At 61.6% G+C, this 23,287-nt stretch carries 23 protein-coding genes; 15 read left to right on the top strand and 8 right to left on the bottom strand.

Features of this window, described 5'->3' with window-relative positions:
- Positions 1-696, bottom strand: coding sequence for an XRE family transcriptional regulator (locus tag BC363_RS10620; protein ID WP_202618555.1), 696 nt, complete (start codon positions 694-696; stop codon positions 1-3).
- A gap of 174 nt (positions 697-870) precedes the next feature.
- On the opposite strand from BC363_RS10620, the gene BC363_RS10615 reads away from it, so the two are divergent.
- From BC363_RS10615 to BC363_RS10585, 7 genes are read left to right on the top strand one after another with little or no spacing between them, the layout of a single operon-like run.
- Positions 871-1,794 carry an amino acid ABC transporter permease gene (locus BC363_RS10615; protein WP_083222467.1) on the top strand — a complete coding sequence of 308 codons (924 nt, stop codon included), beginning with the start codon at positions 871-873 and terminating at the stop codon, positions 1,792-1,794.
- Positions 1,791-2,555 carry an amino acid ABC transporter ATP-binding protein gene (locus BC363_RS10610; RefSeq protein WP_065794767.1) on the top strand — a complete coding sequence of 255 codons (765 nt, stop codon included), beginning with the start codon at positions 1,791-1,793 and terminating at the stop codon, positions 2,553-2,555. The genes BC363_RS10615 and BC363_RS10610 overlap by 4 nt, the downstream gene beginning before the upstream one ends.
- Positions 2,556-2,587: 32 nt before the next feature.
- On the top strand, positions 2,588-3,451 hold the full coding sequence (locus BC363_RS10605) for an ABC transporter substrate-binding protein (protein ID WP_141690274.1): 864 nt from the start codon (positions 2,588-2,590) through the stop codon (positions 3,449-3,451).
- 22 nt (positions 3,452-3,473) lie between these two features.
- Positions 3,474-4,247: a GntR family transcriptional regulator gene (locus BC363_RS10600; protein ID WP_139109952.1), complete on the top strand. Its 774-nt coding sequence runs from the start codon at positions 3,474-3,476 to the stop codon at positions 4,245-4,247.
- 26 nt (positions 4,248-4,273) lie between these two features.
- Entirely contained in the window at positions 4,274-5,014 is a 741-nt protein-coding gene (locus BC363_RS10595) for a BtpA/SgcQ family protein (RefSeq protein WP_065781741.1), read from the top strand.
- The gene (locus BC363_RS10590) at positions 5,011-5,529 is read left to right on the top strand and encodes an ureidoglycolate lyase (protein ID WP_065781742.1); all 519 of its coding nucleotides are present in this window, start codon (positions 5,011-5,013) and stop codon (positions 5,527-5,529) included. Before BC363_RS10595 ends, BC363_RS10590 begins: the two co-directional genes overlap by 4 nt.
- The gene (locus BC363_RS10585) at positions 5,526-6,458 is read left to right on the top strand and encodes a carbohydrate kinase family protein (protein WP_065781743.1); all 933 of its coding nucleotides are present in this window, start codon (positions 5,526-5,528) and stop codon (positions 6,456-6,458) included. The genes BC363_RS10590 and BC363_RS10585 overlap by 4 nt, the downstream gene beginning before the upstream one ends.
- 208 nt (positions 6,459-6,666) lie before the next feature.
- Here the strand turns inward: BC363_RS10585 and BC363_RS10580 are convergent, their stop codons facing one another.
- The 4 genes from BC363_RS10580 to BC363_RS10565 all read right to left on the bottom strand — a co-directional run bounded on the left by BC363_RS10580 (position 6,667) and on the right by BC363_RS10565 (position 9,143).
- On the bottom strand, positions 6,667-6,957 hold the full coding sequence (locus BC363_RS10580) for a type II toxin-antitoxin system RelE/ParE family toxin (protein ID WP_065781744.1): 291 nt from the start codon (positions 6,955-6,957) through the stop codon (positions 6,667-6,669).
- Positions 6,957-7,211 carry a type II toxin-antitoxin system ParD family antitoxin gene (locus BC363_RS10575; RefSeq protein ID WP_065781745.1) on the bottom strand — a complete coding sequence of 85 codons (255 nt, stop codon included), beginning with the start codon at positions 7,209-7,211 and terminating at the stop codon, positions 6,957-6,959. The genes BC363_RS10580 and BC363_RS10575 overlap by 1 nt, the downstream gene beginning before the upstream one ends.
- Before the next feature lie 246 nt (positions 7,212-7,457).
- Positions 7,458-7,916 carry a BA14K family protein gene (locus BC363_RS10570; protein WP_065781746.1) on the bottom strand — a complete coding sequence of 153 codons (459 nt, stop codon included), beginning with the start codon at positions 7,914-7,916 and terminating at the stop codon, positions 7,458-7,460.
- 567 nt (positions 7,917-8,483) lie between these two features.
- Complete coding sequence (locus BC363_RS10565; protein WP_065781747.1) at positions 8,484-9,143, bottom strand: hypothetical protein; 660 nt, start codon at positions 9,141-9,143, stop codon at positions 8,484-8,486.
- Between the two features lie 275 nt (positions 9,144-9,418).
- Here BC363_RS10565 and BC363_RS10560 point away from each other — a divergent pair, with 275 nt between their 5' ends.
- Positions 9,419-10,813, top strand: coding sequence for a sensor histidine kinase (locus BC363_RS10560; protein ID WP_065781865.1), 1,395 nt, complete (start codon positions 9,419-9,421; stop codon positions 10,811-10,813).
- The gene (locus tag BC363_RS10555) at positions 10,810-11,466 is read left to right on the top strand and encodes a response regulator transcription factor (RefSeq protein WP_065781748.1); all 657 of its coding nucleotides are present in this window, start codon (positions 10,810-10,812) and stop codon (positions 11,464-11,466) included. The genes BC363_RS10560 and BC363_RS10555 overlap by 4 nt, the downstream gene beginning before the upstream one ends.
- Here BC363_RS10555 and BC363_RS35090 read toward each other — a convergent pair.
- Together BC363_RS35090 and BC363_RS10545 are read right to left on the bottom strand one after the other, a co-directional pair.
- Entirely contained in the window at positions 11,456-11,830 is a 375-nt protein-coding gene (locus BC363_RS35090; protein ID WP_161952449.1) for a hypothetical protein, read from the bottom strand. The genes BC363_RS10555 and BC363_RS35090 overlap by 11 nt on opposite strands.
- A 269-nt stretch (positions 11,831-12,099) precedes the next feature.
- Positions 12,100-12,387, bottom strand: a complete 288-nt coding sequence (locus BC363_RS10545) for a hypothetical protein (RefSeq protein ID WP_065781750.1) — start codon at positions 12,385-12,387, stop codon at positions 12,100-12,102.
- Positions 12,388-12,918: 531 nt separating this feature from the next.
- Between BC363_RS10545 and BC363_RS10540 the strand changes: the two genes are divergently transcribed.
- From BC363_RS10540 to BC363_RS10520, 5 genes are all read left to right on the top strand, one after another.
- Positions 12,919-13,680 (top strand): diguanylate cyclase, encoded by a 762-nt coding sequence (locus BC363_RS10540; protein WP_065781751.1) that lies wholly within the window; start codon positions 12,919-12,921, stop codon positions 13,678-13,680.
- 423 nt (positions 13,681-14,103) lie between these two features.
- Positions 14,104-15,492, top strand: coding sequence for a TolC family outer membrane protein (locus tag BC363_RS10535; RefSeq protein WP_065781866.1), 1,389 nt, complete (start codon positions 14,104-14,106; stop codon positions 15,490-15,492).
- A 33-nt stretch (positions 15,493-15,525) separates the two neighbouring features.
- Complete coding sequence (locus BC363_RS10530; protein WP_065781752.1) at positions 15,526-17,703, top strand: type I secretion system permease/ATPase; 2,178 nt, start codon at positions 15,526-15,528, stop codon at positions 17,701-17,703.
- Positions 17,704-17,763: 60 nt separating this feature from the next.
- Positions 17,764-19,044: an HlyD family type I secretion periplasmic adaptor subunit gene (locus BC363_RS10525; protein WP_065781753.1), complete on the top strand. Its 1,281-nt coding sequence runs from the start codon at positions 17,764-17,766 to the stop codon at positions 19,042-19,044.
- A gap of 3 nt (positions 19,045-19,047) precedes the next feature.
- Positions 19,048-19,656, top strand: coding sequence for a ribbon-helix-helix domain-containing protein (locus BC363_RS10520; RefSeq protein WP_065781754.1), 609 nt, complete (start codon positions 19,048-19,050; stop codon positions 19,654-19,656).
- 79 nt (positions 19,657-19,735) lie between these two features.
- Here BC363_RS10520 and BC363_RS10515 read toward each other — a convergent pair whose 3' ends face one another.
- Entirely contained in the window at positions 19,736-20,662 is a 927-nt protein-coding gene (locus BC363_RS10515) for a transglutaminase-like cysteine peptidase (protein WP_244519846.1), read from the bottom strand.
- 531 nt (positions 20,663-21,193) lie between these two features.
- Here BC363_RS10515 and BC363_RS10510 point away from each other — a divergent pair.
- On the top strand, positions 21,194-23,287 hold a 2,094-nt coding region (locus BC363_RS10510), incomplete at its 3' end, for a DUF5801 repeats-in-toxin domain-containing protein (RefSeq protein WP_065793299.1).

Here is a 23,287-nt window from a genome sequence, read left to right as displayed (position 1 = left end):
TCAATTCCCCTTGCTGATCTTACGTTTTTTGGGTGTGCTGCGACGGTTTTCCGCACGCGTCACCACCAGGCTGTTATCCGTGTTTCCCGACGGCTCGCCATCGCCGAAGACATCCATCGTGCAGGTGTGCAGGACGGTGGCCGGCTCGGTCGTGTGGTTCCAGGTCGCGTGGGTGCGGATCGATGGAAAATGGGCGGAATCGCCCGCTTTCAGAACCATGCGCTCGCCGTCCACTTCGAGCGTCAATGCCCCTTCCAGAATGAAGAAGATCTCCTCTCCCTCATGCGACATCGGCTCGCTTCGAAAGCCCGGCGGCTCGTGAATGATCGTGCTTCGAAGAACGTTGCCCGGAAAGGCTGCCGAGATCCGCTCGTAGGACACAGTGCTGCCGGCCTCGCCCCCAAGTGCGTAAACGGGGCGGCTTTCGCGCCGCGTGAAGGGCGAGGCGGGCTTGGGCGAATTGAGAAAGGTTCCGACCTCGACCTTCAGGACGCGGCAGACGGCAACGAGCGACGTGAGGGATGGTACGGTGATACCGCGCTCAATCTGCGAGATGAAACCGGCGGAGAAGCCGGCCTGGTCGGCAACCTCCTGCAGCGTCATCTTCAGCGCCTTGCGCCGCTCGCGCAACCGATCGCCAAGTGACGGCAGTTCTGTCGCGACAATTTCCGCTTTCGAGATATTTTCGGTCTTCAATGGTGCCCCTCAGTTTTTTAGTATTTCTTCAGCGTAGGACTGGACGCAATTATCTGTCAATCGCATTTTTTTAGAATTGCTAAAAACGGTGAGAGCAGCGCGTCCAGCGGCCCGCTTGACTCCCTTTTAGAACACATTTAGTAAGTTGTAGGCCTAACCCTACAATTGGACACCATGACCCGATCAACCTCGAATGCAACTTCCACGCTGTCGCTGACAGACCTGCCGGGCCCGGATGTGCCTGTGCGTCGGTTGTGCCATCCTTGGCGCTGGATCAGTGGCGGCGCCGTCATCCTCCTGCTTGCCGTGATCGGTCGCGCCTTTGCGGTCGGTCAAATCCAGTGGCCAGTGGTCGGGGAGTTTCTGACGGCCGGCGTCATCATCACCGGTTTCGGCTGGACGCTGCTGATCTCGGCCTGCGCACTTGCGCTTGGCGTGATCCTCGGCTTCGCCTTCGGGATCATGCGCCTTTCGGAAAATCCGATCCTGCGCTTTGCCGCGTGGCTTTACGTCTGGATATTCCGTGGCACGCCGGTGCTGCTCCAGCTTCTCATCTGGTTCAACATCGCGCTCGTCTTTCCGCGGCTCTATATTCCGGGTCTTGTGGACGAGCGCATGGTCGATGTGGTGACCCCCTTTGTCGCTGCCGTTCTTGGTCTTGGCGTCAACGAAGGCTCCTATCTGACGGAGGTGGTGCGCGGCGGAATCTCGTCTGTCGATCGCGGCCAGAAAGAAGCGGCCCACACACTCGGCATGACGCCGGGCCAGACGATGCGGCGCATCATGCTGCCGCAGACCCTGCGGTTGATCCTGCCGGTTCTTGGCAACAGCGCCATCGGCATGCTGAAATTCTCCTCGCTCGCCGCCACGATCGCCATGGGCGAAATGCTGAACGCGGCCCAGCGGATCTACTTCATCAACGGCGCGGTCATCGAGCTGCTGTTCGTTTGTGCCGCCTGGTATCTGGCCGGAACGACGGTGCTTTCCATCGGTCAGTATTATCTTGAACGCCATTTCGGCCGCGACGCTGCCGTCGCCGCTGACCGAAGCTGGTTCAAAGGACGGGCGCGGCGAGCGGCCGCCGTGAGGGAAGCATGAGTCTCGCAGTCAAGGCGGTAGGCATCCGCAAGAGTTTCGGCCACCACGAGGTGCTGAAAAACCTCGACCTCGAAGTGGCCTATGGTGAGGTGCTGTGCATCCTCGGCCCTTCGGGTAGCGGCAAGAGCACATTCCTTCGGTGCATCAACCACCTCGAAACGCCAAACGGCGGTTATGTCTGGGTCGATGGCGCGATCATGGGCTATGCGCTCCACCGGGGCGCTCTTCAGGAACTGCCTGTCAAGCGGCTGCGCGCCCAGCAGAGCCAGCTCGGCATGGTGTTCCAGCATTTCAATCTGTTCGCGCATCTGACGGTGCTCGGCAATGTCATCGAAGGGCCGATGGTCGTGCGCGGACTGCGCCGTGCCGAAGCCGAAGCCCGCGCCATGGATCTGCTGGAGCAGGTCGGCATGGCGGCCAAGGCCTCAAGCTATCCGTCGCAGCTTTCCGGCGGCCAGAAGCAACGCGTGGCGATCGCCCGTGCGCTGGCCATGGAGCCGCGGGTGATGCTGTTCGACGAGCCGACCAGCGCGCTCGATCCGGAACTTGTCGGCGAGGTGCTGGAGGTCATGCGCAATCTGGCGCGCGGCGGCACCACCATGATTGTCGTCACCCATGAGATCGGCTTTGCCCGCGAGGTGGCCGACCGCGTCGTGGTGATGATCGACGGAGAAATTCGCGAGACGGGCGCGCCGGAACAGGTCCTCAGCAACCCCGGCGATCCGCGCGTGCGCACATTCCTCAGCCGCGTTCTGGCCTGACAATTTTCAGCTTAAAAATGGGAGAACAGAAAATGAAACGACTGCTGCCAATAGTTCTGGGACTTGCCTCCACCACATTCATCAGCCTCGGCGCAGCCGGAGCGGCCCATGCCGCAGCCGATGAGAAGCTGGCCGGCGCCCTGCCCGAAGCCGTGCGCGCCGCCGGCAAACTGAACGTCACGATCAGCCTTGCCTATCCGCCGATGGAATACAGCGATGCCGGCTCGACCGACCTGAAGGGCTTCGACATCGATCTGGCCAAGGCCATTGCCGAGCGCCTCGGCCTGACGGCCGAATTCCAGAACGTCGAATTCCCGCAATTGATTCCGCAGGTCGTCACCGGCCGGTCCGACATGATCATGACCGCCTTCTCCGACAAGGTCGAACGCCAAACACAGCTCGATTTCATCGACTACTTCAAGACTGGCAACGTCTTTTATTCCACGGCCGATCATCAAGGTGAGATCAAGGTCGAAACCGACCTCTGCGGCAAGACCGTCGCCGTGGCGACGGGCACCAGCTGGGTCACCTGGGCGGAAAATGTCGGCAAGGCCAATTGTGCAGTCGACAAGCCGATCACCGTCATCCAGATCCCGACCCAGGCCGAGCATATCATGCAGATCCGCCAAGGCCGCGCACAGGCCTCGGTCATCGGCCTGGAAGGCCTGCTCGATCTGATGAAGCAGGAACCGGGCAAGTTCTACCAGATCGGCAAGGTGGACGACATCAACTACTATGGCATCGCCTTCGCCAAGGCGAATGGCCCCTTGCGCGATGCGGTGCTGGCAACGCTCGAGGCACTGAAGGCGGATGGTACTTATGCACAGATCCTCGACCGTCATGGCTTGAAAGAAGCCGCCGTGGAAGAGTTCAAGGTGAACGGAACCACGAAGTAACGGAGCCAAACCGGAGCCCGCCTTGACCCATCCTTCCATGCCTGACGCCTCCACCGCCGCGGACGACAGATTGTCGAGATTGCGCCTCGATCTCTATTCGAGCGAGCAGCTTTACCGGCAGCTCTACCGGGCTCTTCGAGCCGCAATCCTGAGCGGTGACTTTTCCGAGGGGGAAGCCATTCCCTCGGAAAACCAGTTGCGCGATCAGTTCGGCATCGCCCGGACCACGGTTCGCAATGCGATGGCGCTTTTGGTGTCGGAAGGATTGGTCCAGCAGGTTCGCGGCCGAGGCACGATCGTTTCGCACCGGCCGATCAGCCACAATATCTGGAACTTCGGCAGCTTTACCGAACTGGCCCGCCGACAGGGCCAACGCCCGACGACGCGGGTGCTGGAGCACCGGGTCGAGAACGGTGAACTGTTGCTGGTGCGTGCCCGCGGACTTGCCAACGGCGAAACCGTCAACTGGCTGAACGTCGATACGTCGCAACTCGATCTCGCCCTCTACCCAGGCATCGACCGCTACGATTTCGCGGCGCAATCACTCTACGAGGTATTGCGCCGCGATTATGATCGCCACCCCCTGCGCTCGGAATTGCTTTTGACGGTTGTGCCGCCATCCGAACGTCTGCGGGAGGTTTTTGCTCCGGCGCCTGAAGTGCCGGGCTATCTTTGTGCCAGCGGGGACGTGCTCGACGCCGACGATCGGTTGGTGGAACGCACGTCGATCGTCTACTCGCCGGCCGTCCAGATGAAATTCGCAACCCGCTGGGGACGCGATACCGCACCCGCCTGAGGGCGGCGCGATGCAGGAGAACAAACATGAGCCGCTTCGGCGAGACCTTCACGACCCCAAAACCCATTCTCGGCATGCTGCACCTGGGAGGCGATAGCCCTGAGGCAAAGCTTGCCCAGGCCCTGGAAGAAGCCCGCATCATGACAGGCGAAGGCGTGGATGGGTTGGTGGTGGAGAATTATTTCGGCCATGCCGAGGATGTGGAGCGGGTGCTGGAGCGGCTGTTCGGTCTCGATCTCGGCACGCGCATCGGCGTCAACGTGTTGCGCGACGACGCGCGCGCCTTTGAACTTGCCCGACGCTATCCCGTCGCCTTCATCCAGGTCGATTCCGTCGCCGGCCATCTGCCGCCCGAGACGGACGCACCCTTCGCCGCAGACCTTGCCGCCCGCCGCGAAGGCGTCCAGGCGCTGCTGCTCGGGGGGGTGCGGTTCAAATATCAACCTGTCCTTTCCGGCAGGCCGGAGGCAGAGGACGTGCGCATCGGTGCCTCGCGTTGCGACGGTCTCGTGGTGACCTCCGACGCCACCGGCCGACCGACGGACATGGATAAGGTGGCGCGTTTCCGCGCGGCAGCCGGAGGAACCGTGCCGTTGCTGATTGGCGCCGGCCTTACCGAGGCCAATGCCGCTGAACAGTTGGTCCACGCAGACGGCGCCGTCGTCGGAAGCTGGTTCAAGCACGACCATAAGGATACCGGCCGGGTTGAAGCCGCTCATGTCGCCGGCCTGATGCGCGTCGTGCGCGCCGCAAGGAGCGCCGCATGAGCGCTCCGGCTGCCGTTCTCGCCCGGCCGGTGACCGCGGAAAACTTTTCGCGGTTCGGCACGACCTACGACCTGACTGACGATGCCGATCCCAAGGTGATATGGACCGCGGGCGCCGGCTGGCATGACGGTTTCACCGCTACGCCGCTGATCGAGGGCGCCGGCCACCTCGGCATCACCCGCGGCGGCAGCGCGCCGTGGCTCTGTGCTGCGATGGAGCGGCATCCGGGCACCGAAGAGGCGATATTCTGCGCATCCCAACCGATCGTGCTCGCCGTCGCGCCCGCGTCAGACGCCGAGGCGCCGCATCGCGATGATATCGAAGCATTCGTGGTCGCGCCGGGACAGGCGGTGGTGATGCGTCGCGGCGTCTGGCACGACGCCTGTCGCGGCGTTTCGGGGCCCACGCCCTACTACTGGATGGCAATCTGCGGCCTCGGTGAAAGCCCCTGGGTGCCGGTCGCTGGCGGACCACGGCTGATCAAGGCGGCTGCTCAGGAGGGACCAGACGCATGACGACCTTTTTCATCGGCGACGTGGCGCTCGACGAATATTACACGGCCGATCGCTGGCCAGGTCGCGCGGACAAGGGCATGGTCGCGGAACTGCCGGCGGAGACCGGCGGCTCCATCGCCAATGCCGCCGTGGTGCATGCGGCACTGGGCGGCGATACGCAGTTCATCTCGCTGCTCAACGACAGCCCGCTATCAAAACGATTGATCGCCGACCTCGTGGAGAACGGCGTCGGCGTCAGCCACATGCTGACCGATCCCACCATTCCGGAATCACGTAACCTGATCTTCCTGGTCGAGGGCGAGCATATTGTGCTGACCGTCGAGATGGGCGAACAGCCGATGTGGCTCACGCCAGACAGTTTGACGGCGCTGCGTCAGCCGGGGTTGATATATACGACCCTCTATCGTGTCCGCCGCCTGCATGTTCGAGCGGAGAGCGGCGTGCTGAAACAGGCCGCACTTCTGGCCGACCTGCGCCGGCACGGGCGCCGCGCCATCTTCGATCTCGACGTCGGCGGCTGCACGCCGGAGGACATGGCCTACCTCAACGGTGCGGCGGTGGTCATCTTCAACCAGGTCGGCTTCCGTACCGCCTTCGGCCATGAAGACCTGTCGCTTATCGGGGACTGGATGCGTGACCATGACATCGGCTGGGTGGTGCGCACGCTGGCCGCCGAAGGCGCAGAGGCGCGTAGCGGTGACACGATACTGCGCGCCAGCGGGTTTCCCGTCGATGTCGTCGACGTGACCGGCGCGGGCGATACCTTTGGCGGCGTACTGACCTGGTGCCTTGAGCAGAACCAGCCCTTTGCCGCTGCCTTGGACTTCGCCGTGGCCGCCGCAGCCCGCTCAGTGACCATCCATGGCCCCCGCGGCGGCAAGGCGAACGCCGACGAAATCCGCCGCTGGCGCGATGCGAGACGCCGGTAAGCCATCAGTTTGCCCTACAGCGCCGCGCGTCTTATCAGACGCGCAAAGGTCGCTGTAGCGCTTTGAATTGCTGCAGGTCAGGACGGCGCAGTCGCACAACGCTTAGTTAGAGCGATTCCGGTTTAGACGGAGTCGCAGAAACGCTCTATCTCTTTGTTTTTACGCATTTCCTGACGGAAAGCCGCTTCGCACTTTTCCTGGAAATGCTCTAGGCGTTGTCCGTCCAGTTCTCGTGACCGTGCCGGACACGGACAATGAGAATGTCGCCGTCGGCCTCAACCCGGTAGACGACAAGATGGGCTTTGAACGGATGGATGCGCATCGGCGGCGATAACTCTGGACGCTCGCGCGCCATGCGAGGACTAGCGGCAATCAGGACGAAGATACCGAAAAGCTCGTCATGATACCGGCTGGCCTGAGCGGCTCCGAAGAGGCGCACGCCTTCCTCGGCAATAGCGATAATGTCTTCTTCTGCAGCGAGGGAAAGGCGGAATCCCATTAACGATGGTCGCGCGGTGTTTCAGCCCGCGCCAATGCCGCAGCGAAAAGTTCGTCCTTCGAGCGATTACCGGTTCCGCTTTTCAGGCCGTCGTCGACGAAGCGCTGCATGACGGCAATCTTGTCATTACGCTCCTGATCCCTGCGAATGAGATCGCGCACATAGTCGCTGGCGTTTGCATAGCGGCCCGTGCGCGTTTGTGCTTCCACCCAATCCTTCATCGGATCGGGCAACGATACGTTCATCGTGGCCATATTCAGCCTCCATAGCTCCCTTCACGATGACACAGTTTGCCAAAGTTTGTCAAACATCAGGAATGTTGCCGGCGCTGCTGCCACGCTCTTTTGAGGCGTGTAGCGGCACGGCTTCGCACCAATCGCGCCAGCGAGTGCGCGTTTTCGAGATGTTGCCCTGGGCGGCGGTCCGGTCTTTCTTGTCAGCAGTTCGAACCCCATTCGGATAGCCGATGAGCCCGATTGACCGCGTGCCTTACCCCACTCTCAATAGTAAGGCGAAACGCACACCTGTCGCGGACCGTAATAGGGCTGGAACGTGTTGTCGTAGGCCCGATAGGAACGGTAGCGCGCATAGCACCAGTGCGTATGTGCACCGCCGTCATAGTAGACTTCGCGGTAATAGCGTGGCGCATAATAGTGCGGACGGTAGTAGGTCCGGCCGTAGTAGTCCGGTTCATAGTAACTGGGGCCATAATACTGGGGCTGCGCCAGCAACCCACCGATAACGGCGCCGGCGGCAAGTCCACCCAATGCCCAGGCCCACTCATCGCCACCGTTATGGTGATGTCCGTTGTAGTATCCGCCACGATATCGCCTGTACTGCACCAGCTGAGCTTGCGGCGCTTCAATCCTCGGCGCGGCAATTGCGGGAAACGCCATGGCCGGCGGAGCGCTTGTCAGCGCCGTCGCCAGCGCCAGAGTAACGATTGCAAACCTTTTCATCGGCTTCACCTTCCCTCTGCAGCGCCACACGTCGAATTCGGCGCGCAAAGGACACTGCAGCCCTTTAATCGCGGCATAATTCTACCCTAGAATCGAACGTGAGTTGAGGATTTATGCATTCGCAGGAAGCATCCCCGTCCAGGCTTCGAATGCGGGAATGCCTGTCTTTTCGACGAACCCTCGATGAGGTCCCTGCCTCGAAAGGCGCGCGCCAGCTTGCCGGCCGACAGCTGCCGTTCGCCCAGGAGCAGGCGTCACCTCGAGCCTCTCCAGGAAAAGTCCGAAGCGGTTTTCCGCCGGGAAATGCGAAAAACAAAGGATAGAGCGTTTCCATGTGTCCATTTAAGACGGAAACGCATCTACAGCGCCGCGCGTCAAATATGACGCGCTAAGGACGCTGTAACACTTTAAATGTGCTGCAGAATTCCTTAAATCGGATCCGATTTAAGGAATTATGCGGTAGGATGCGCGATAGCCTAAGGAAGCTGGCAACCGCGCTTCAGCGCACGACCTTCACCGGCCCGGGGTCAACTTCCCGGGCCTGGCGACTTGCCTGTCAACCGCCGGTCAATCGGCGGTCGGTGGAGGCAGCGTATCGCGGATCTGATCGATCTTGCCGTCCTCGGGCCCCACCCCGAGGATATCCTTGGCCTCGTCAAGCATATCGTCGGTCACGACACCATCTTTCGAGAAGCCGGCAAGCGCCTCGCGCAGGGCCTCGTCGCTGAGAGCCGGATCGCTTGGGATGGCGTCGACGCCGTTCTCAGCTTCGAACTCGGCATAGGCAATGGCGTAGGCAGAAACCGCGGCCATTCGGGGATCGTTCGAATTGAGGTATGCGTGATAGTTGCGGTTCAGCGAGCGCAGTCCCGGGGTGCCGACGCCAGCACCTGTCGGATCCACCTTGGCCAGCTTGTCGGCCTTGGCAGATTTTCTTGCTGTGTCCGGTGCCTTGTCGCGTGTGAAGAACGATTTCAACGTCGACTTGTCGCTGGCCTTGCTCGACCGGGAGTCCTTGTTTGTGCGCGCGGTTTCCGATTTCCCATGGCTGGAACCTGAGCCCCCGCCATGGCTGCCGCCATTTCCGTTACCGCCGCCACCACCGGAATTGCCATGGCCGTCCTTGGCGAAGGCTGTGCCCGCCGCGCCGACCATCCCGCCCGCCGCCGGAACCAGGGCCAAACTCAGCGCCACGACGCCACGAGCGACTGCTTTCGTGAAAACCATAAGAAACTCCTCTTCGAATCGCCGCGGCACCAAATTTGACGAAGGCCGCGCTTGTAGAGGAATTGAACCTATCTTGGGCAAAAGGGATCGGCTATGACCCTCGGACCATTGCGGCGGCCTATAGGACCTTGGTCCTGTCGGGCAGGCAGTCAAAGGTCCGATAAGAATTGAGAACCGAGCCACGGCATTGACCGGCCTGCCCAACCGGATAGGTTATCGTGGGTTTGTTGTACCACAGCGACGCTGGCGAACAGCGGTCGATCCCGGGAAATTTCGTGCGCGCCAGCCAACTCATCAAAAATTGGAACGCCCGTTCGTTGGCAACGCAGTTCTTGCTGATAGGCGGCCTTGTTGCGGCGTCTGCAATGGTGATGGTCGGGGCGTTTGTTTCGCGCCTTATCGAGGAGGCGGTCACGCGGAACTCCGCCGCGACCACCGCTCTCTACGTGGACAGTGTGATCGCACCGTTGTTGCCCGACATGCAGACGACCCAGGTACTCAACGGCGCGGTGGCGCGCGCGCTGGACGAAACGCTTGGCCAAGGCGCTCTGGGAGACCGCCTCTTGTCCTTCCGCCTCTGGCGGGCAGACGGCACGGTTCTCTATTCAAGCGACGAAGCCCAGATTGGAAAACGGCTCGAACTCAGCGACGAGTTGCGAACGGCGTTCTCCGGCAGCATGGTGGCGCTCTTCGATCAGTCCGGGGAGCTGTCAGACAAACGCCCAGCCGACATGCCGGTCCTTGAGATCTACAATCCGGTGCTGCAACCGTGGTCGGGAGAGGTCGTCGCCGTTTCTGAATTTCATGAAGTCTCCTATGATTTCCAACACGGCTTGAGCCAGGCGCGCTTCTATAGCTGGTTGGCGGTTGCAGCCTTTACGCTCGCCTTTTTTGTGGTCCTCTCCGCGATCGTGCTGCGCGGCAGCCGGACGATTGAAAGCCAGCGCCATGCACTCAAGGATCGGATCGCCGAGCTTTCAGGTTTGCTCGCTCAGAACGAAGCTCTACGGGGACGGCTCCAGCGGGCCTCGCAACGCACGACGGCGCTCAACGAAAGCCACCTGCGCCGCATCGGCGCTGATCTGCACGACGGCCCGGCGCAATTGCTGGCCTTCGCTTCCCTGCGGCTCGACAGCGATGCTTTCACGAGCCCGAAATCAGCACGCGCCTCACGCGAACGCATCATCGGCGAAATCAAGGAAAGTCTCGATGAAGCAATGCAGGAGATCCGGACGATCTGCAGCGGCCTCGTCCTGCCGCAGATCGAGACGGCGACGCTGTCCGAGATCTTGAAACGGGTGGTTCACGCACATCAGCAGCGAACGGGAACCGCCGTGAACCTGTCGGTTTTCGACCCGCCCGATCACCTCTCTCTGTCCGCCAGGATCTGCATCTACCGCTTCGTGCAGGAGGCCCTCAACAATGCCTACCGTCATGGCGGCGGCGTCGGCCAGCGTGTCTCGCAATGGACGAAGGGTGAGCAGGTGACAGTCGAGGTCGGGGACAACGGGCCTGGCTTCGACCCAGATCTCGTGCAGCCGACGGGCCTTGGCCTTGAGGGATTAAGAGAACGCATCGAAAGCTTGGGCGGAGCCTTCGAGATTAATGTCTCCGCCTCCGGCACCGTTGTTCGTATGACAATCAGCACTGAGGAGACAAAAGCGGCATGACGACAGCGATACGCGTGGCGGTGGTCGATGACCACCCCCTGTTTCGAGAGGGCGTAACAAGGAGCCTGCTGGAGATTGGCGGCTTCGAGATCGTTGCCGAGGGGAGTTCCAGGGATGATGCCCTGCTTATTGCCGAGAACGTGCATCCCGATGTCTTGCTGTTGGACATCTCCATGCCCGGCGGCGGCTTGAACACAATCCTCCCGATCCTCGAGTCGTCGCCATCGCAAAAGATCATCATGCTGACCGTCTCCGAAACCAGCGACGATGTCACCGCGGCGCTTGACCGAGGCGCGCTCGGATATGTGCTGAAGGGTGTAGGCGGTCGAGCACTGGCAGAAATCATTCGCAGCGTCGCCGCGGGCGAAAGCTATGTCACTCCCGCGCTTTCAGCCAAACTCCTTTCCAACCGCACGCGCGGTCCAGGAAACCTGTCGGCCCTGGTCGCCAACTTGACCGCGCGCGAACATGAAGTGCTGCAGTTGGTCGCCGCGGGCATGAGCAACAAGCACGTCGCTCGGAAGCTCGACCTGCAGGAAAAGACAGTAAAGCACCACATGACGCAGATCATGGCCAAACTCGGTGTCAGCAACCGGACTGAGGCTGCCATGGTACTGCGCGACGCCGTTGATTGGCGTCCCCTCACTGAATGAGGGACTGAATTCGTTTCAGGTCCGCCAGGGTGGCCCTTCGGTTGATGATCGTGCGCCCTCGCGCATCCTTCATGATGTAGCGGCCGCCACTGATCTCCTCGCTTATGCCATCGGCATGGCGCACGCCGACCCTGGAAGCATCGCCGCCGATAGCAGCTCCGCCACCCCCGGCCCCCGTCGAATTGCCACGGGCGTTGCCGCCGCTCGATCTGTCTTTTGCGGAGTTGCCCCCTCCGTTCCCCCCGCCGTTGCTACCGCCATTTCCTCCGCCATTGCCTCCACCGTTTCCGCCGCCATTGCCCCCACCATTGCCGTTGTTCTCCCCGCTCTTGGCAAAGGCAGCTTGGGGGACAAGTTCCAGCAACGAGCCGGCAGGGCCGACAGTATATGGAAGAGCTACCGCAAACAGACAAACGGCTCCCGAGCTGACTGCGGTAAGAAACTTCCGACGCGTAGGCATGACATCTCCTCAGAACAGAACTTTGCCGACCCTTTACTGGCGGTCGAGATTACGCACGCTTGATAGAGCCATAACCAGGGCCCTTCCCGGCAGTGTTCGTCCCCGATACCCTCGTCAACAAACGCCGGCAATAAAGGGACCAAGTCTTTGAGACCGAGGCTGCTCCCCCCCGATCAACGCATGGCAGCAGGCCGTCGTTGGGAAACGTGCACGCCGTCAGCCCGATCCATCTTCTCGAGAGATGACATGAGCCGCGCTTCAATATCGCGACAAAGGACTTCGAGCTCACGGATCGCTTCTGGCCGCGGATTATCTTCTGCCTGCAGTCTGTGCAGCTCCATTACCACCAGGCTGTAGGCTTGCCACAGGTCAAGAAGAGTTTCCAGGGCATGTATCCTGATTGCCGGCTCCTGCGGATCCGGCGGGGAAAGAAGTCGGCGCAGAGAGTTCTTGATCGACATGTTCGCGACACCAGCCCAACAATCCTATCAGCGTGCGGAACAAGCGGGTTTGTGTCAAAGCGGACTGAAGTCGGATCAGACATAGGACCAAAGTCCGCGACCGCGACAACTCACGGCATTTTTTGATACCGTTACCGTGTCTCGGGTTTGTTCTCCAACGGCATCCGCCTCCCGTCGCAGGGGACTTTTTTCTGTTCAGCGCGCGGCACAATCTCGAAATTTGAGAGTTGCATGGTGCGATATCGCACGAGCATCGCGGATGCGGCGAACCTTGCGCTTCCCGTATACATCTGAGTTTGTGAACAAAATCGGCGGCGTCCCGTTGTTCGGCACGGGGAGAGGACGAACGAAATTTCTCGGCCGCCATCTTGAATTTACACGCAAAGCGCGAATATCCAGGCAGTCATATGCCGTTTTGGTGCATTCCCCTCGGTATTCTGCGCGGTGCATAAAGTTGTAGATAGCTAGGAAAGGGAATATCCATAAAACTGCACTAGACCGATTATCGTCAGTGAATCGGGAGCTGGATGCATGCAGAGAGAGGTACCATTCAACGGGCAGAAGGACTGGCGGATCGCGCGCTATGTCCTCGGCGGCATCGTTGGTTTCGCCATCCTCGCCCAGGCCCTGGTCTATCTCAGCCTGGTTGCTCTCGTCGATCGCCCCTATGCGGCGGCCGTTGTGGGCGCGGCTTTGATTTCCCTGCTGATGGGTGTGCCGCTGATCGTCATCGCGGCCATGCAGTTTCGTCGGGCCCAGCGTCTCCGTAACCAGATCAACCATGTCGTTGCCCATGACACCACGACCGGCTGCGTCACCGGCCGCGGGCTCGTCCAGTATGTCAATGGTCTTGAGCGCCGCCGTCAACGCGCCGTCGAGGAGCTTCACGGGGCTCTCATCCATCTGCGGATCAACAACCTCGACGATGTCGGCGCCGCCTTCGGCCCGGAATGGAGCGAGGAACTGCTGCAGTTCGTCGCCTCCACCATCAGCACCTCGGTGCGGCGCGATGATATCGTCGCGCGAACCGGCCCAGCGAGCTTCGACGTCCTGTTGGTCGCTGCGACCGAAGCCGATGCCGAGCAGGTTTGCACCCGCCTGACGAAAGCGCTGACCTCGTCGCATTTCTCTGCCGATGGCCGCAAGGTCGATCTCGCACTCAGCGTTGGCGGTGCGTTGTTCGAGGGCAGCGTCGATCTGGAACGGCTGCGCCGCGCCGCAGCCTCGGAGACCGTTGCGGTTGCTGCCGGGGCAACTCAGAGCGTCGGCTTCGTCCGCCTGCCTTCGGCCTGAAACGATGCGGCACTGGCGCGCGCTTCAGCTTAGTACCTAGTCCTCGCTCGCGGCGGCTGAGGTGAGGCTGCCGCATTCGCGTCGGCGTTGAGTTGAGGGCAGTGTCCTGGTCGATCTGAGCCGGCTCAGATCCTGGAGCAATTACGCCCGCTCCATTTCTTTTCAATAGGTTAAAAGATCCCCTTGCGGCAGGGCGGCTGTTCCATTTTTGCAACATAGCCGTGCGAAAGCTTGCGACGGTCTGGAACGACCCCAAATTTGGTGGCCGCGTTTTATTACCGCTGTATTATTTAGCGGTGGGTTTCTGCAGTTTTAACGTCCGCCTGGATTTACTAGCGTGACGAACTGATTGCGAGGGGGATAGTATTGACCGTGGGGAAAACCTTAAAGGGCGGATTGTTTTCCATTCTGCTCGCGTCGACCATGTTCGCGGGGAGTGCGGCCGAAGCGATGACGCTCAAGGAAGCGCTTCAAATCGCAATGGAATCGAACCCGGAGATCGGACAGTCGATCGAGAACCGCGAGGCGATCGAGTTCGAACTGCGGCAGGCCCGTGGCCTCTATCTGCCGAGCCTCGATGTGGAAGCGTCGACTGGCGTGCAGCATCTCGAGGATACCGGCCGTCGGCTGGCCTCGATCGAGAACGACCCGCTCTATCCTTCCGACGTCGGCATCACCGTCACGCAGAAGCTCTTCGATGGCGGCGGCCGTCGGGCGGAGCTGGAGCGCCAGGCGGCGCGCGTCGATAGTGCGTCGTTCCGCGTGCTTGAGCGTTCCGAAACGATCGGCTTGCAGATCGTGCGCGAGTATTTCGAGTATATCCTTCAGCAGCAAATCGTGGCGGAGGCCCGCAAGAACGTCGGCGTGCACCAGTCGATCCTGTCGGATATCAGCTCGCTGATATCGGGGGGCGCCCTGACTGAGGCGGATCGCCAGCAGGCCAGCGAACGCCTGCTGTCCGCAAAGGCTCGCCTGCAAGAGGCAGAGGAAGCGTTCGACACGGTCAAGATCAGCTTCAACCGCCTGGTTGGTCAGCCGCTCACCAAGCCGTCCATGCCGAAGTCGGTTGGCGGTGCTCTGCCGAAGACGCTGGAAACGGCGATCGGCATCGCTCGCGGCAGCAATCCGCGCATCAAGGCCGCCGATTCCGACATCAGCGTCGCGGATTCGCAGGTCAAGGCCGCGCGCTCGAACATGCTTCCCGAGGTCTTTGCCGAAGGGCGCGCACGCACGGGCAACGATATCGACGGCACGACCGGCAACACCTGGGACGCGCAGGCGCGGATCGTGGCGAAGTGGAACCTCTATCGTGGCGGCATCGACATCGCCAATGAGCAGGAGCAGATGCGCCGGGCGAGCGAGCAGCGCCTGGTCTTCCACCAGGCGCATCGCGAGGTCGAGGAAGCCGTTCGCATTTCCTGGGAACGCCGCACAAGCCAGTACGACATTGCGCGCACACTGAATGCGCAGGCCCAGATGAACGTGCAGCTCGTCGAGTCCTATCGCGAGCAGCTCAAAGTCGGCCAACGCTCTCTGCTCGATGTACTGGGCGCGCAGAACTCGCGTTTCAACGTCAGCATCCTCGCGAAGACCGCGCAGTACGCAGCCTTGTTTGCCGAATATCGCCTGCTTGCAGCGACCGGACAACTTCTGTCCACGATGCAGATCAAGGCACCGGCTCAATCCGAAGCCTACGCGCGCACCGAGTTCAATGTTCCAGCCACGCCTGCTACGGAAACCTATCGCCGTGTCCCGTCGCGCCAGACAAACGACTTGCCACTCGACTTGTTGGCGCCGATCCGGCAAAAATAACAGTCCTCGTGAGGGCGGACACAACCGGTGGTGATGCAAGGTATCGACAGGCATGCGCAGATTGGCCCGTCCCTGACCGGCTTTTCCGAGGCGTTCAAGGAGATTTGCATCTTCTTGAACCGCCCGTCGTCAGACAGTGTGCTCTATTCCGACGTCCCCTTCGACGCCCGGTCACCGAGCGCTGAAGACGTCTCGCGCATAGCCGAACGGGTGGGTCTGGAGACGGAACTCGTTTCGACGCGCGCGCTTACCAATCGCGATTTCGTGTTCCCGCTGCTGCTCATCTTTCGCGACGGCAGCGCCAGGGCGTTGTTGGAAGAGGCTCTGGACGGCACTCTCAGTCTTTCGAACAAGGTGGGCAGACCCGACGAGCCGGCGATCAAGCTGTCTGATCTGCAACTCGGCGGGCTCGCCTATGCCGTGTCGTTCTCGGCCACCTATTTGAATGCGGCGGCCGGTCGGGGCGTCGGCGCGGCGCGCAACATCGACCGCCGGCACTGGTTGACCTCGACGATCAAGCCCTTCTGGCAAGCCTATGTGCAGGTGGCGATCGCGGCATTCTTCATCAACGTCCTGGCGCTCGCCGCGCCGCTCTTCACGATGAACGTCTACGATCGCATCCTGCCCAACAAAGCGATCGCGACGCTCTGGGTTCTGGCGCTGGGCATCAGCGCTGCCATCCTCTTCGACTTCCTGTTGAAGACGGTGCGGGCGGCGCTGATCGACTACGCCGGCCGCAAGGCCGATCTGAAACTCTCCTACATGCTGTTCGAGAAGATCCTGCATGCAACCATGGCCTCGCGGCCGCCGTCCACCGGCGAATATGCCAACCGGGCGATGCAGTACGAATTCGTGCGGGAGTTTTTCACGTCGAATACGCTCAGCACCATCATCGACAGTCTTTTCGTTTTCGTCTTCATCGCGGCCATCTATGCGGTCGCGGGCTGGATCGCGCTTGTTCCGACGATCGCTTTTGTCTTGAGCCTCGTGATCGGCTACGTCGCGCAGTATAAGATCGGCCACCGCGTCGCTGCGGCTTCGAACGAGTCCGCCCAGCGCCAGGCGCTGCTGGTCGAGACGATCGGCGCGATCGAGACGGTGAAAACGCTGCAATCGGAAAAGCAGCTCCTTCGCCGCTGGAACGAACTGGCCAAGCATTCCTCGAACACGGCCGAACAGATCAAGGAGATTTCCTCCTGGGCATCGCACGCGACGCAGTTCGTGCAGCAATTGGTGACGGTCTGCATTGTCGTGGCCGGCGCCTATGAATTCACGGAGGGAAATATCTCCTCCGGCGCGATCATCGCCGCGAGCATGTTGGCCGGCCGCGCCGTCGCGCCCCTCGGCCAGATTGCGATGACGCTGGCGCGGCTGCGCCAGGCGCTTCTATCGCTGCGGATCCTGAATGCGGTGATGGAGCAGCCGGAGGACCGACCCGATACGATCGGTTTCGTCAATCGCGAGATCCGCAACGGCAGCATTACCTTCGTCAACCTCGAGTTCGCCTACCCGGGTAACGACCACAAGGTGGTCAGCGGTATGAACGTCGCGATCAAGGCGGGCGAGCGGGTCGGCATCATCGGCCGCATCGGCTCCGGAAAGACGACGATCGGCCGCCTCCTGGGGGGGCTCTATCCGCCAAGCGCCGGGCGTATCCTGCTCGACGGCGTCGATATCCGGCAACTGCACCCCTCCGTCGTTCGCTCGGCGGTCTCGTTCGTGTCGCAGAATTCCGACCTGTTCTCGGGCACCATCAAGGAAAACCTCCTGATGGCGAATCCGACCGCGAGTGATGAAGAAGTGGTCGCGGCAGCGCGGCTCGCCGGGGTCGACGAATTTGTTTCCCATCATCCGCGCGGCTACGACATGCCTGTGGGTGAGCGCGGTTCGCAGCTTTCCGGCGGGCAACGCCAGGCGGTTGCCATCGCCCGGCTGCTGTTGCGAAAGCCGAAGATCGTTTTCCTTGATGAACCCTCCGGAGCAATGGACCTCGCCAGCGAACGCGAGCTGATCAACAAGCTCTCCAATGTCTTCAGCAGCGATGTCACTCTTGTGATCTCAACGCATCGCCACAGCATGCTGAGCCTCGTCGATCGGCTACTGGTCCTCGACCGCGGGCGCGTCGTTGCCGATGGTCCGAAGGCCGAGGTCATCGAGCAGTTGCAAAGGCGGCCCGGTCCTTCCGGCCCGCCGGCGGGAGCTGGGCTATGATGCACGTTTTCAGCAAGAGCGCGAAACGAAGCCGGTCGGCAAGTGGCGGAAGGTGCCAGCATGACTGAGAAACCGCCGCTTGCCGCGCGCGCCGGGCTGCTTGTCGTAGGCTTGCTGATCAGTTCTTTCGTCGCCTGGGCAGCGATCGCCGAGGTGGATGAGATCGCCCGCGGAGAAGGCAAGGTCATTCCCGTCTCAAAGACGCAGATCATCCAGTCGAGTGAGCCCGGCATCGTGCGCGAGATCGCGGTGCAGCCCGGACAGGTCGTTCGCCGCGGCGATCTGATCCTCCGGCTCGACGATACCGCGAGCGGCTCCTCGCTCGGCGAGCTTGAGGCGAAGGCACGATCACTGCGCGCGCAAATCGCGCGGCTGGTGCTCGAGGAGACCGGCGCCTACGACGCAAAATACCAATGTCCTGACGAAATCACCAAGGTCGCGCCGGCCATATGCGCCAACGAAGAACAGCTGCTTCAAGCCAAAGCCGGTAATTTTAACAACAAGCTTTCGGTCATGCAGGCACGTGAGGGCCAGCGCCAGAAGGAACTGGCCGAAGCACAGGCGAATATCAACCGGCTGACAGAGAGCTTGCAGGTAACCGAGCGCGAGCAGGAACTGCTCGCGCCGATGGTCAAGCGTAAGCTCGTCGCGCAGACCGAGTCGCTCAGGGTCGAGAAGGAGCTGACCGATACCCGGGGTCAGCTCGCCCTCTGGAAGGAATCGGTCGGAAAGCTGGAGGAGGCACTCCGGGAGGCAACGCTGCAGGTGACGGAACTTTCGCTGCAACTGAAGCAGGAGGCCCTGGCGGAGAAAACCGAGGCGCTTTCGCAGCTTTCCGTAATCGAGGAAACCATCCGCGGTGCCAGCAGCCGGGTCGCCAACACCGACATTCGTTCGCCGGTCGACGGCATCATCAATACACTGGATGTCAACACGGTCGGCGCCTATGTGACGCCCGGTGGGGTGATCGCAGGCGTCGTCCCAACGTCGGAGATTCTGCTTGTCGAGGCGCGGCTTTCGCCGCGGGATGTTGCCTTCGTGCGCGCCGGTCAGCCGGCGCTGATCAAGATATCGGCCTATGATTTCTCGATTTACGGCGGCCTCGGCGGTGTCGTCGAGACCGTCAGCGCGGACAGCCTGGTCGATCAGAACAACGGCGAAACCTACTATCTCGTACGCGTCAAGACCGACACGGCCGCGCTGGTGAAGGATGGCCGCGAATATGCCATCATGCCCGGCATGATTGCGTCGGTGGATATCATGACCGGCAAGAAGACGATCCTTGCCTATCTGATGAAACCGATCAACAAGGCGCGCGAGGAAGCTCTGCGGGAGCGCTGATCAATGAACGAGACGCCGCCTCCCCCGTCCGAAAAGGACCTGAGCGCGCTGCGGTTCCGGGTCGTCACCGTCGGTGGTCAGCGCCACGGAATAAAGCTCGAGGAGATCTATTGGCAGAGCCTTGGCGAGCTTGCCGCGCGCCATGGCCGCAAGCTAGCCGATATCGTTGCCGCCTGCGAAAGAGAACTTGAGGGCGAAGGCAACCTGACGGCGCGGCTGCGCTATATCGCCACCCGCCACCTGCGCGACGAACTTTCGTCGGCCAAGGCGCGCAGCAATCTGGCGATAGTCACGAGCCAGGTCCGCGCAAGCCCGTCGCCAGCCTTTGCGCTCACCGGGAACAGGCATATCATTGCCTACAACCCCGCATTCCTCTCCTTCGTCCAATCTCGTGTCCTGCGGTCGCAGCAGCCACAGCCCGCCCTGGGCTTGAAGCTTTCCTTCGACGTTCAGTTTGTCGATCTCGTGGGCCGCCTGAAATCGGCTCCCGGCGAGCCGCAATCGGCCGGCTTCACCATAGGAGTGCAGGGCCAGGTCACGCGGGGCAAGCTCAACGCCGCCCTCGCTCCGCTCTCCGACCAGGACGTGATCATCGGCTTTATTCTGATCTGATGACGCGGCACCATCGCTGCCGCAGCGCAGGTTGGCACGACAGTGGCGATTTCGAGCGGCCACCCGTGCGGCGAAAGGTTCAGCGAAGCGCGACACCCTCGCCGGGCATGACATCGAACAGTGGTGCGGTCGACGCGACCTTGTCACCGGTCGACTTGACGCCGTGGATCCAGGAGCGGTCGGCGCTGACCGAAAAGAGCGGCTGGTAGTTGGGCAGCGCGCTGTCGAGCTTCACCTCGTCGCTCAGATTGTCGAGGATGAAATGGCCCTGGCTGGTCGTGATCGCGAGCACGGCATGATAGAAATTGCGTCGGACATCGCGAAGAACGACGATCGCCATGGCTTCCGCCGGAAGGCCAGCCGCCTTCAGGGCGGCCATTTTCAGGATGGCATAGTCTTCGCAATCCCCCTTGCCGCGGCCGAGAATTTCGGCCGGCGTCGCCCAATAATCCTTGGAGCCGTAGTTTTCGGCGTCCGGCTGGTAGCGAACGAGCCGGTTGACCGTCCGGTTGATGCCGCTGATCTTGTGCCGGAAGGCGAGACTTTCGGCGTTTTCGATCGCCTTGCCGAGGATGCCGCGGGCGGCACAACCGCTCTGTTGTGCGCAGTGGCTGAAATCAGCCGCGGCAACCGCCGGGAAGACAGTCTTCCATTTGCGGGCGACGGGGATCGAAGAGACGCGAAAGGCGACGGAATGAAAGACGGCGGAGGGTTCCGACCGTGCCGGCGTTTGGCTGCCAATGTTGGCGCGCGTCGTTATCGCCACTTTCTGGACCTGTTGACGCTTGAGCCCTTCGGAAGCTTGGTGCGACCAGGCGCCGATTACCTGCGTGGCGACGGCAGCCAACGGGCTTGCGAGGCTCATCATCTGCTGGAAGAGAGCGGGCTGGAGCATGCCGGTTTGTCCGGCCTGTACGGACGATGTTGCAGAAAGCGACACTAGGCCCATCGCAACCACCGAAGTCTTCAGGTATTTCGCGCAGTGCTTCCAGCTCTTCTTGTTCATCGCCGTGCCTCTCGTTGCATGAAGGCACTCTACGAATGAAAAGAAAAACTCCGGTAAAGCTGCATGTATTATTTAGTATGTCTCACCAAAATACGTTTTGTATAAAATTTTATTCAAATTTTATACTTGTGTATTCTTTCGAGGCACGGGCGGATTTTCACCAATCGCGAACCTCGGCACTATGAGGTGTCACGACAGCCAGGACCAGGCCGCTCGACGACTTGGCACTCATCGCGGTCTATTTGGTGGAGACGCGTTCGTTGGGGATGCAGCGTGTGGCAACCCGGTTCGGTCGATTGTGTGAATTCCGGTGCTGCTCCGCGGGACGTCAGGGCTTGTTTAATCGAACTCTGGCGGACCGTCCGGCATTCGTTTCGCGGTCATGACCAGAATTGTTAAAATTGCGCTAATCTAACCAATTTTGGGTATTGGCATAACATATTATGCCATTTTTCGATAACCCCTCCGGTACCGATTGCGGCCGCACAAGGTTGGTGTTTTCTTGCCCGCAAAGGTCGAGGGGTATTTCTTATGGCAACCGAAGGCACCGCAATTTCCAACGAAGCCGCCGCAACGCCGGCAGAGGCAATCGAACATCACGAAGCACCCAGTGGCAAGGTCGGGCGTCTGGTGGCGCAGGCCGGTGCTGGCGCGGCGGAAGAGCCGCAGCTCCTGGACTCGGCAACCGGTGCTCCGGTGAAGGGTGCTGAGACCACCCCTCTGACGCCGCCGATGCCGGCGACGATCAGCGCTGATGCTTCGAATGTCGTGCACCTGCCTGCAGGCGCATCGATCGAAAAGATCAAGGTCGTCGGCACGGATATCGTTTTGGAACAGCCTGACGGCTCCACCATCACGGTCCAGAACGCCGCATTGAAGGTTCCGACTTTCGTGATCGGGGACGCCGAAATCCCGCGCGAAACTCTCGTGGCGGTGCTCGGAGAAAACGGCATCAACGTCGCCGCGGGCCCGGATGGCAGCATCAGCGTCGTATCGAACCAGAGCAGCGGCGGCAACTTCTCCGACGCAGATGGCGGCATTGGCCAGGCCGGCCCGGTCATCGACCTGCTGGCGCCCACCGAGCTGCAGTTTCCGGCGCTCGAGGCCACCGAGCTTCTGCCCTTCGCTGTCGATCCCAACGACAACCCCACGATCATCCCCGATGGCAACAGCGATCCCAGCGGCGTCTTTGCCAGCGACCGGCAGCTTGACGAGGCCGGCCTCGCCGACGGATCGCGCGCCGGCGACGGCAGTGCGTTGGTCAACGGCGTCCTCGCCATTTCTGATCCCGATGGTCCCGGCGATATCGCGAGCCTGACGATCAACGGCCAGACGTTCGCAATCGGCAATCTGGTTGGGCAATCGGTCGCGGGCCAGTTCGGCGTACTGACCATTACGTCTTACGATCCCGTTACCGGCGTTGCGCAATACACCTACGAACTGACGAGCCCGGTCACCAGTTCCGGCGTCAACCCCGGCGCGAATGTCGAACAGGACCGGGACATCTTCAACCTGACGGTCACGGACAAGGACGGCGCCACGGGCACGGCGACATTGCGCGTCGACGTCGTCGACGACGTGCCGGTGATCGACACGAGCAAGATTGCGGTTCCCGCGGCTCTTACGGTCGACGAGACGACCCTCGGCGACAATGCCTCGTTCACGGTTGCCAGCGTGTTCCCGGCTGCGACGCTCAGCACCGGCGCGGATGGTGGCTCGGTGAGCTACGCGCTGCAGCTGTCGACCAACAATGTCGGCTCGGGGCTCTATGCCCATGGGGTCAACGGTGCCCAGGGTGCGCAAATCCTGCTCAGCCAGGACCCGGACACCGGCGTCATCACCGGCACGGCGAACGGCGCGACCTACTTCACCATCACCCTGGCCAACGGCGAGGTGACGCTCGACCAGCTCAAGGCGATCTGGCACGGCGACAGCCCGTCAAACTATAACGAGACCGCCAGCCTGACGCTCACCGGCGCCTCGCTGCAGCTGGTGGCGACGGTGACGGACGGCGACAAGGACGTCGCCACCGATACGGTCGACCTCGGCGGCGGCCTCATCAAGTTCGAGGACGACGGGCCGAGCGCGTCGCTGGAACTGGTGTCGCAGCCCAAGACGATCGTGGTCGACGAGACGGTGGGCGAGAACGCCGGCGAGGCCGCTGTCGGCCTTGGTCAGGTGACGGTCTCCGGTTCGGATCTGTTCACGACGGCGGGCACGTCGGTCGGCCAGGACAACGAAGGCGCGACGACGGCCTATTCGCTGGCGATCGTGAACGGCGGCCACACCGGGCTCTACCGGACGGGGAGCACGACGGAGATCCTGCTGGTGCAGAACGGCTCCGTGATCGAGGGCCGCGTGGGCGGCACGGGCGGCACGGTGGCCTTCACGGTCGAGATCAACCCGGCCAACGGGTCGGTGACGCTGACGCAGTATGAGTCGCTGAACCATGCGAACACGAGCAGCTACGACGAGGCGGTTTCGCTGGCCTCGAATGCGCTGCAGGCGGTTCTGACGGTGACGGACGGCGACAAGGACGTCGCCACCGATACGGTCGACCTCGGCGGCGGCCTCATCAAGTTCGAGGACGACGGGCCGAGCGCGTCGCTGGAACTGGTGTCGCAG

It is taken from the genome of Ensifer sp. LC384, from assembly GCF_001695865.1.
Classification (GTDB): Bacteria; Pseudomonadota; Alphaproteobacteria; order Rhizobiales; family Rhizobiaceae; genus Ensifer.
This window is presented reverse-complemented; position numbering and strand designations above follow the sequence as displayed.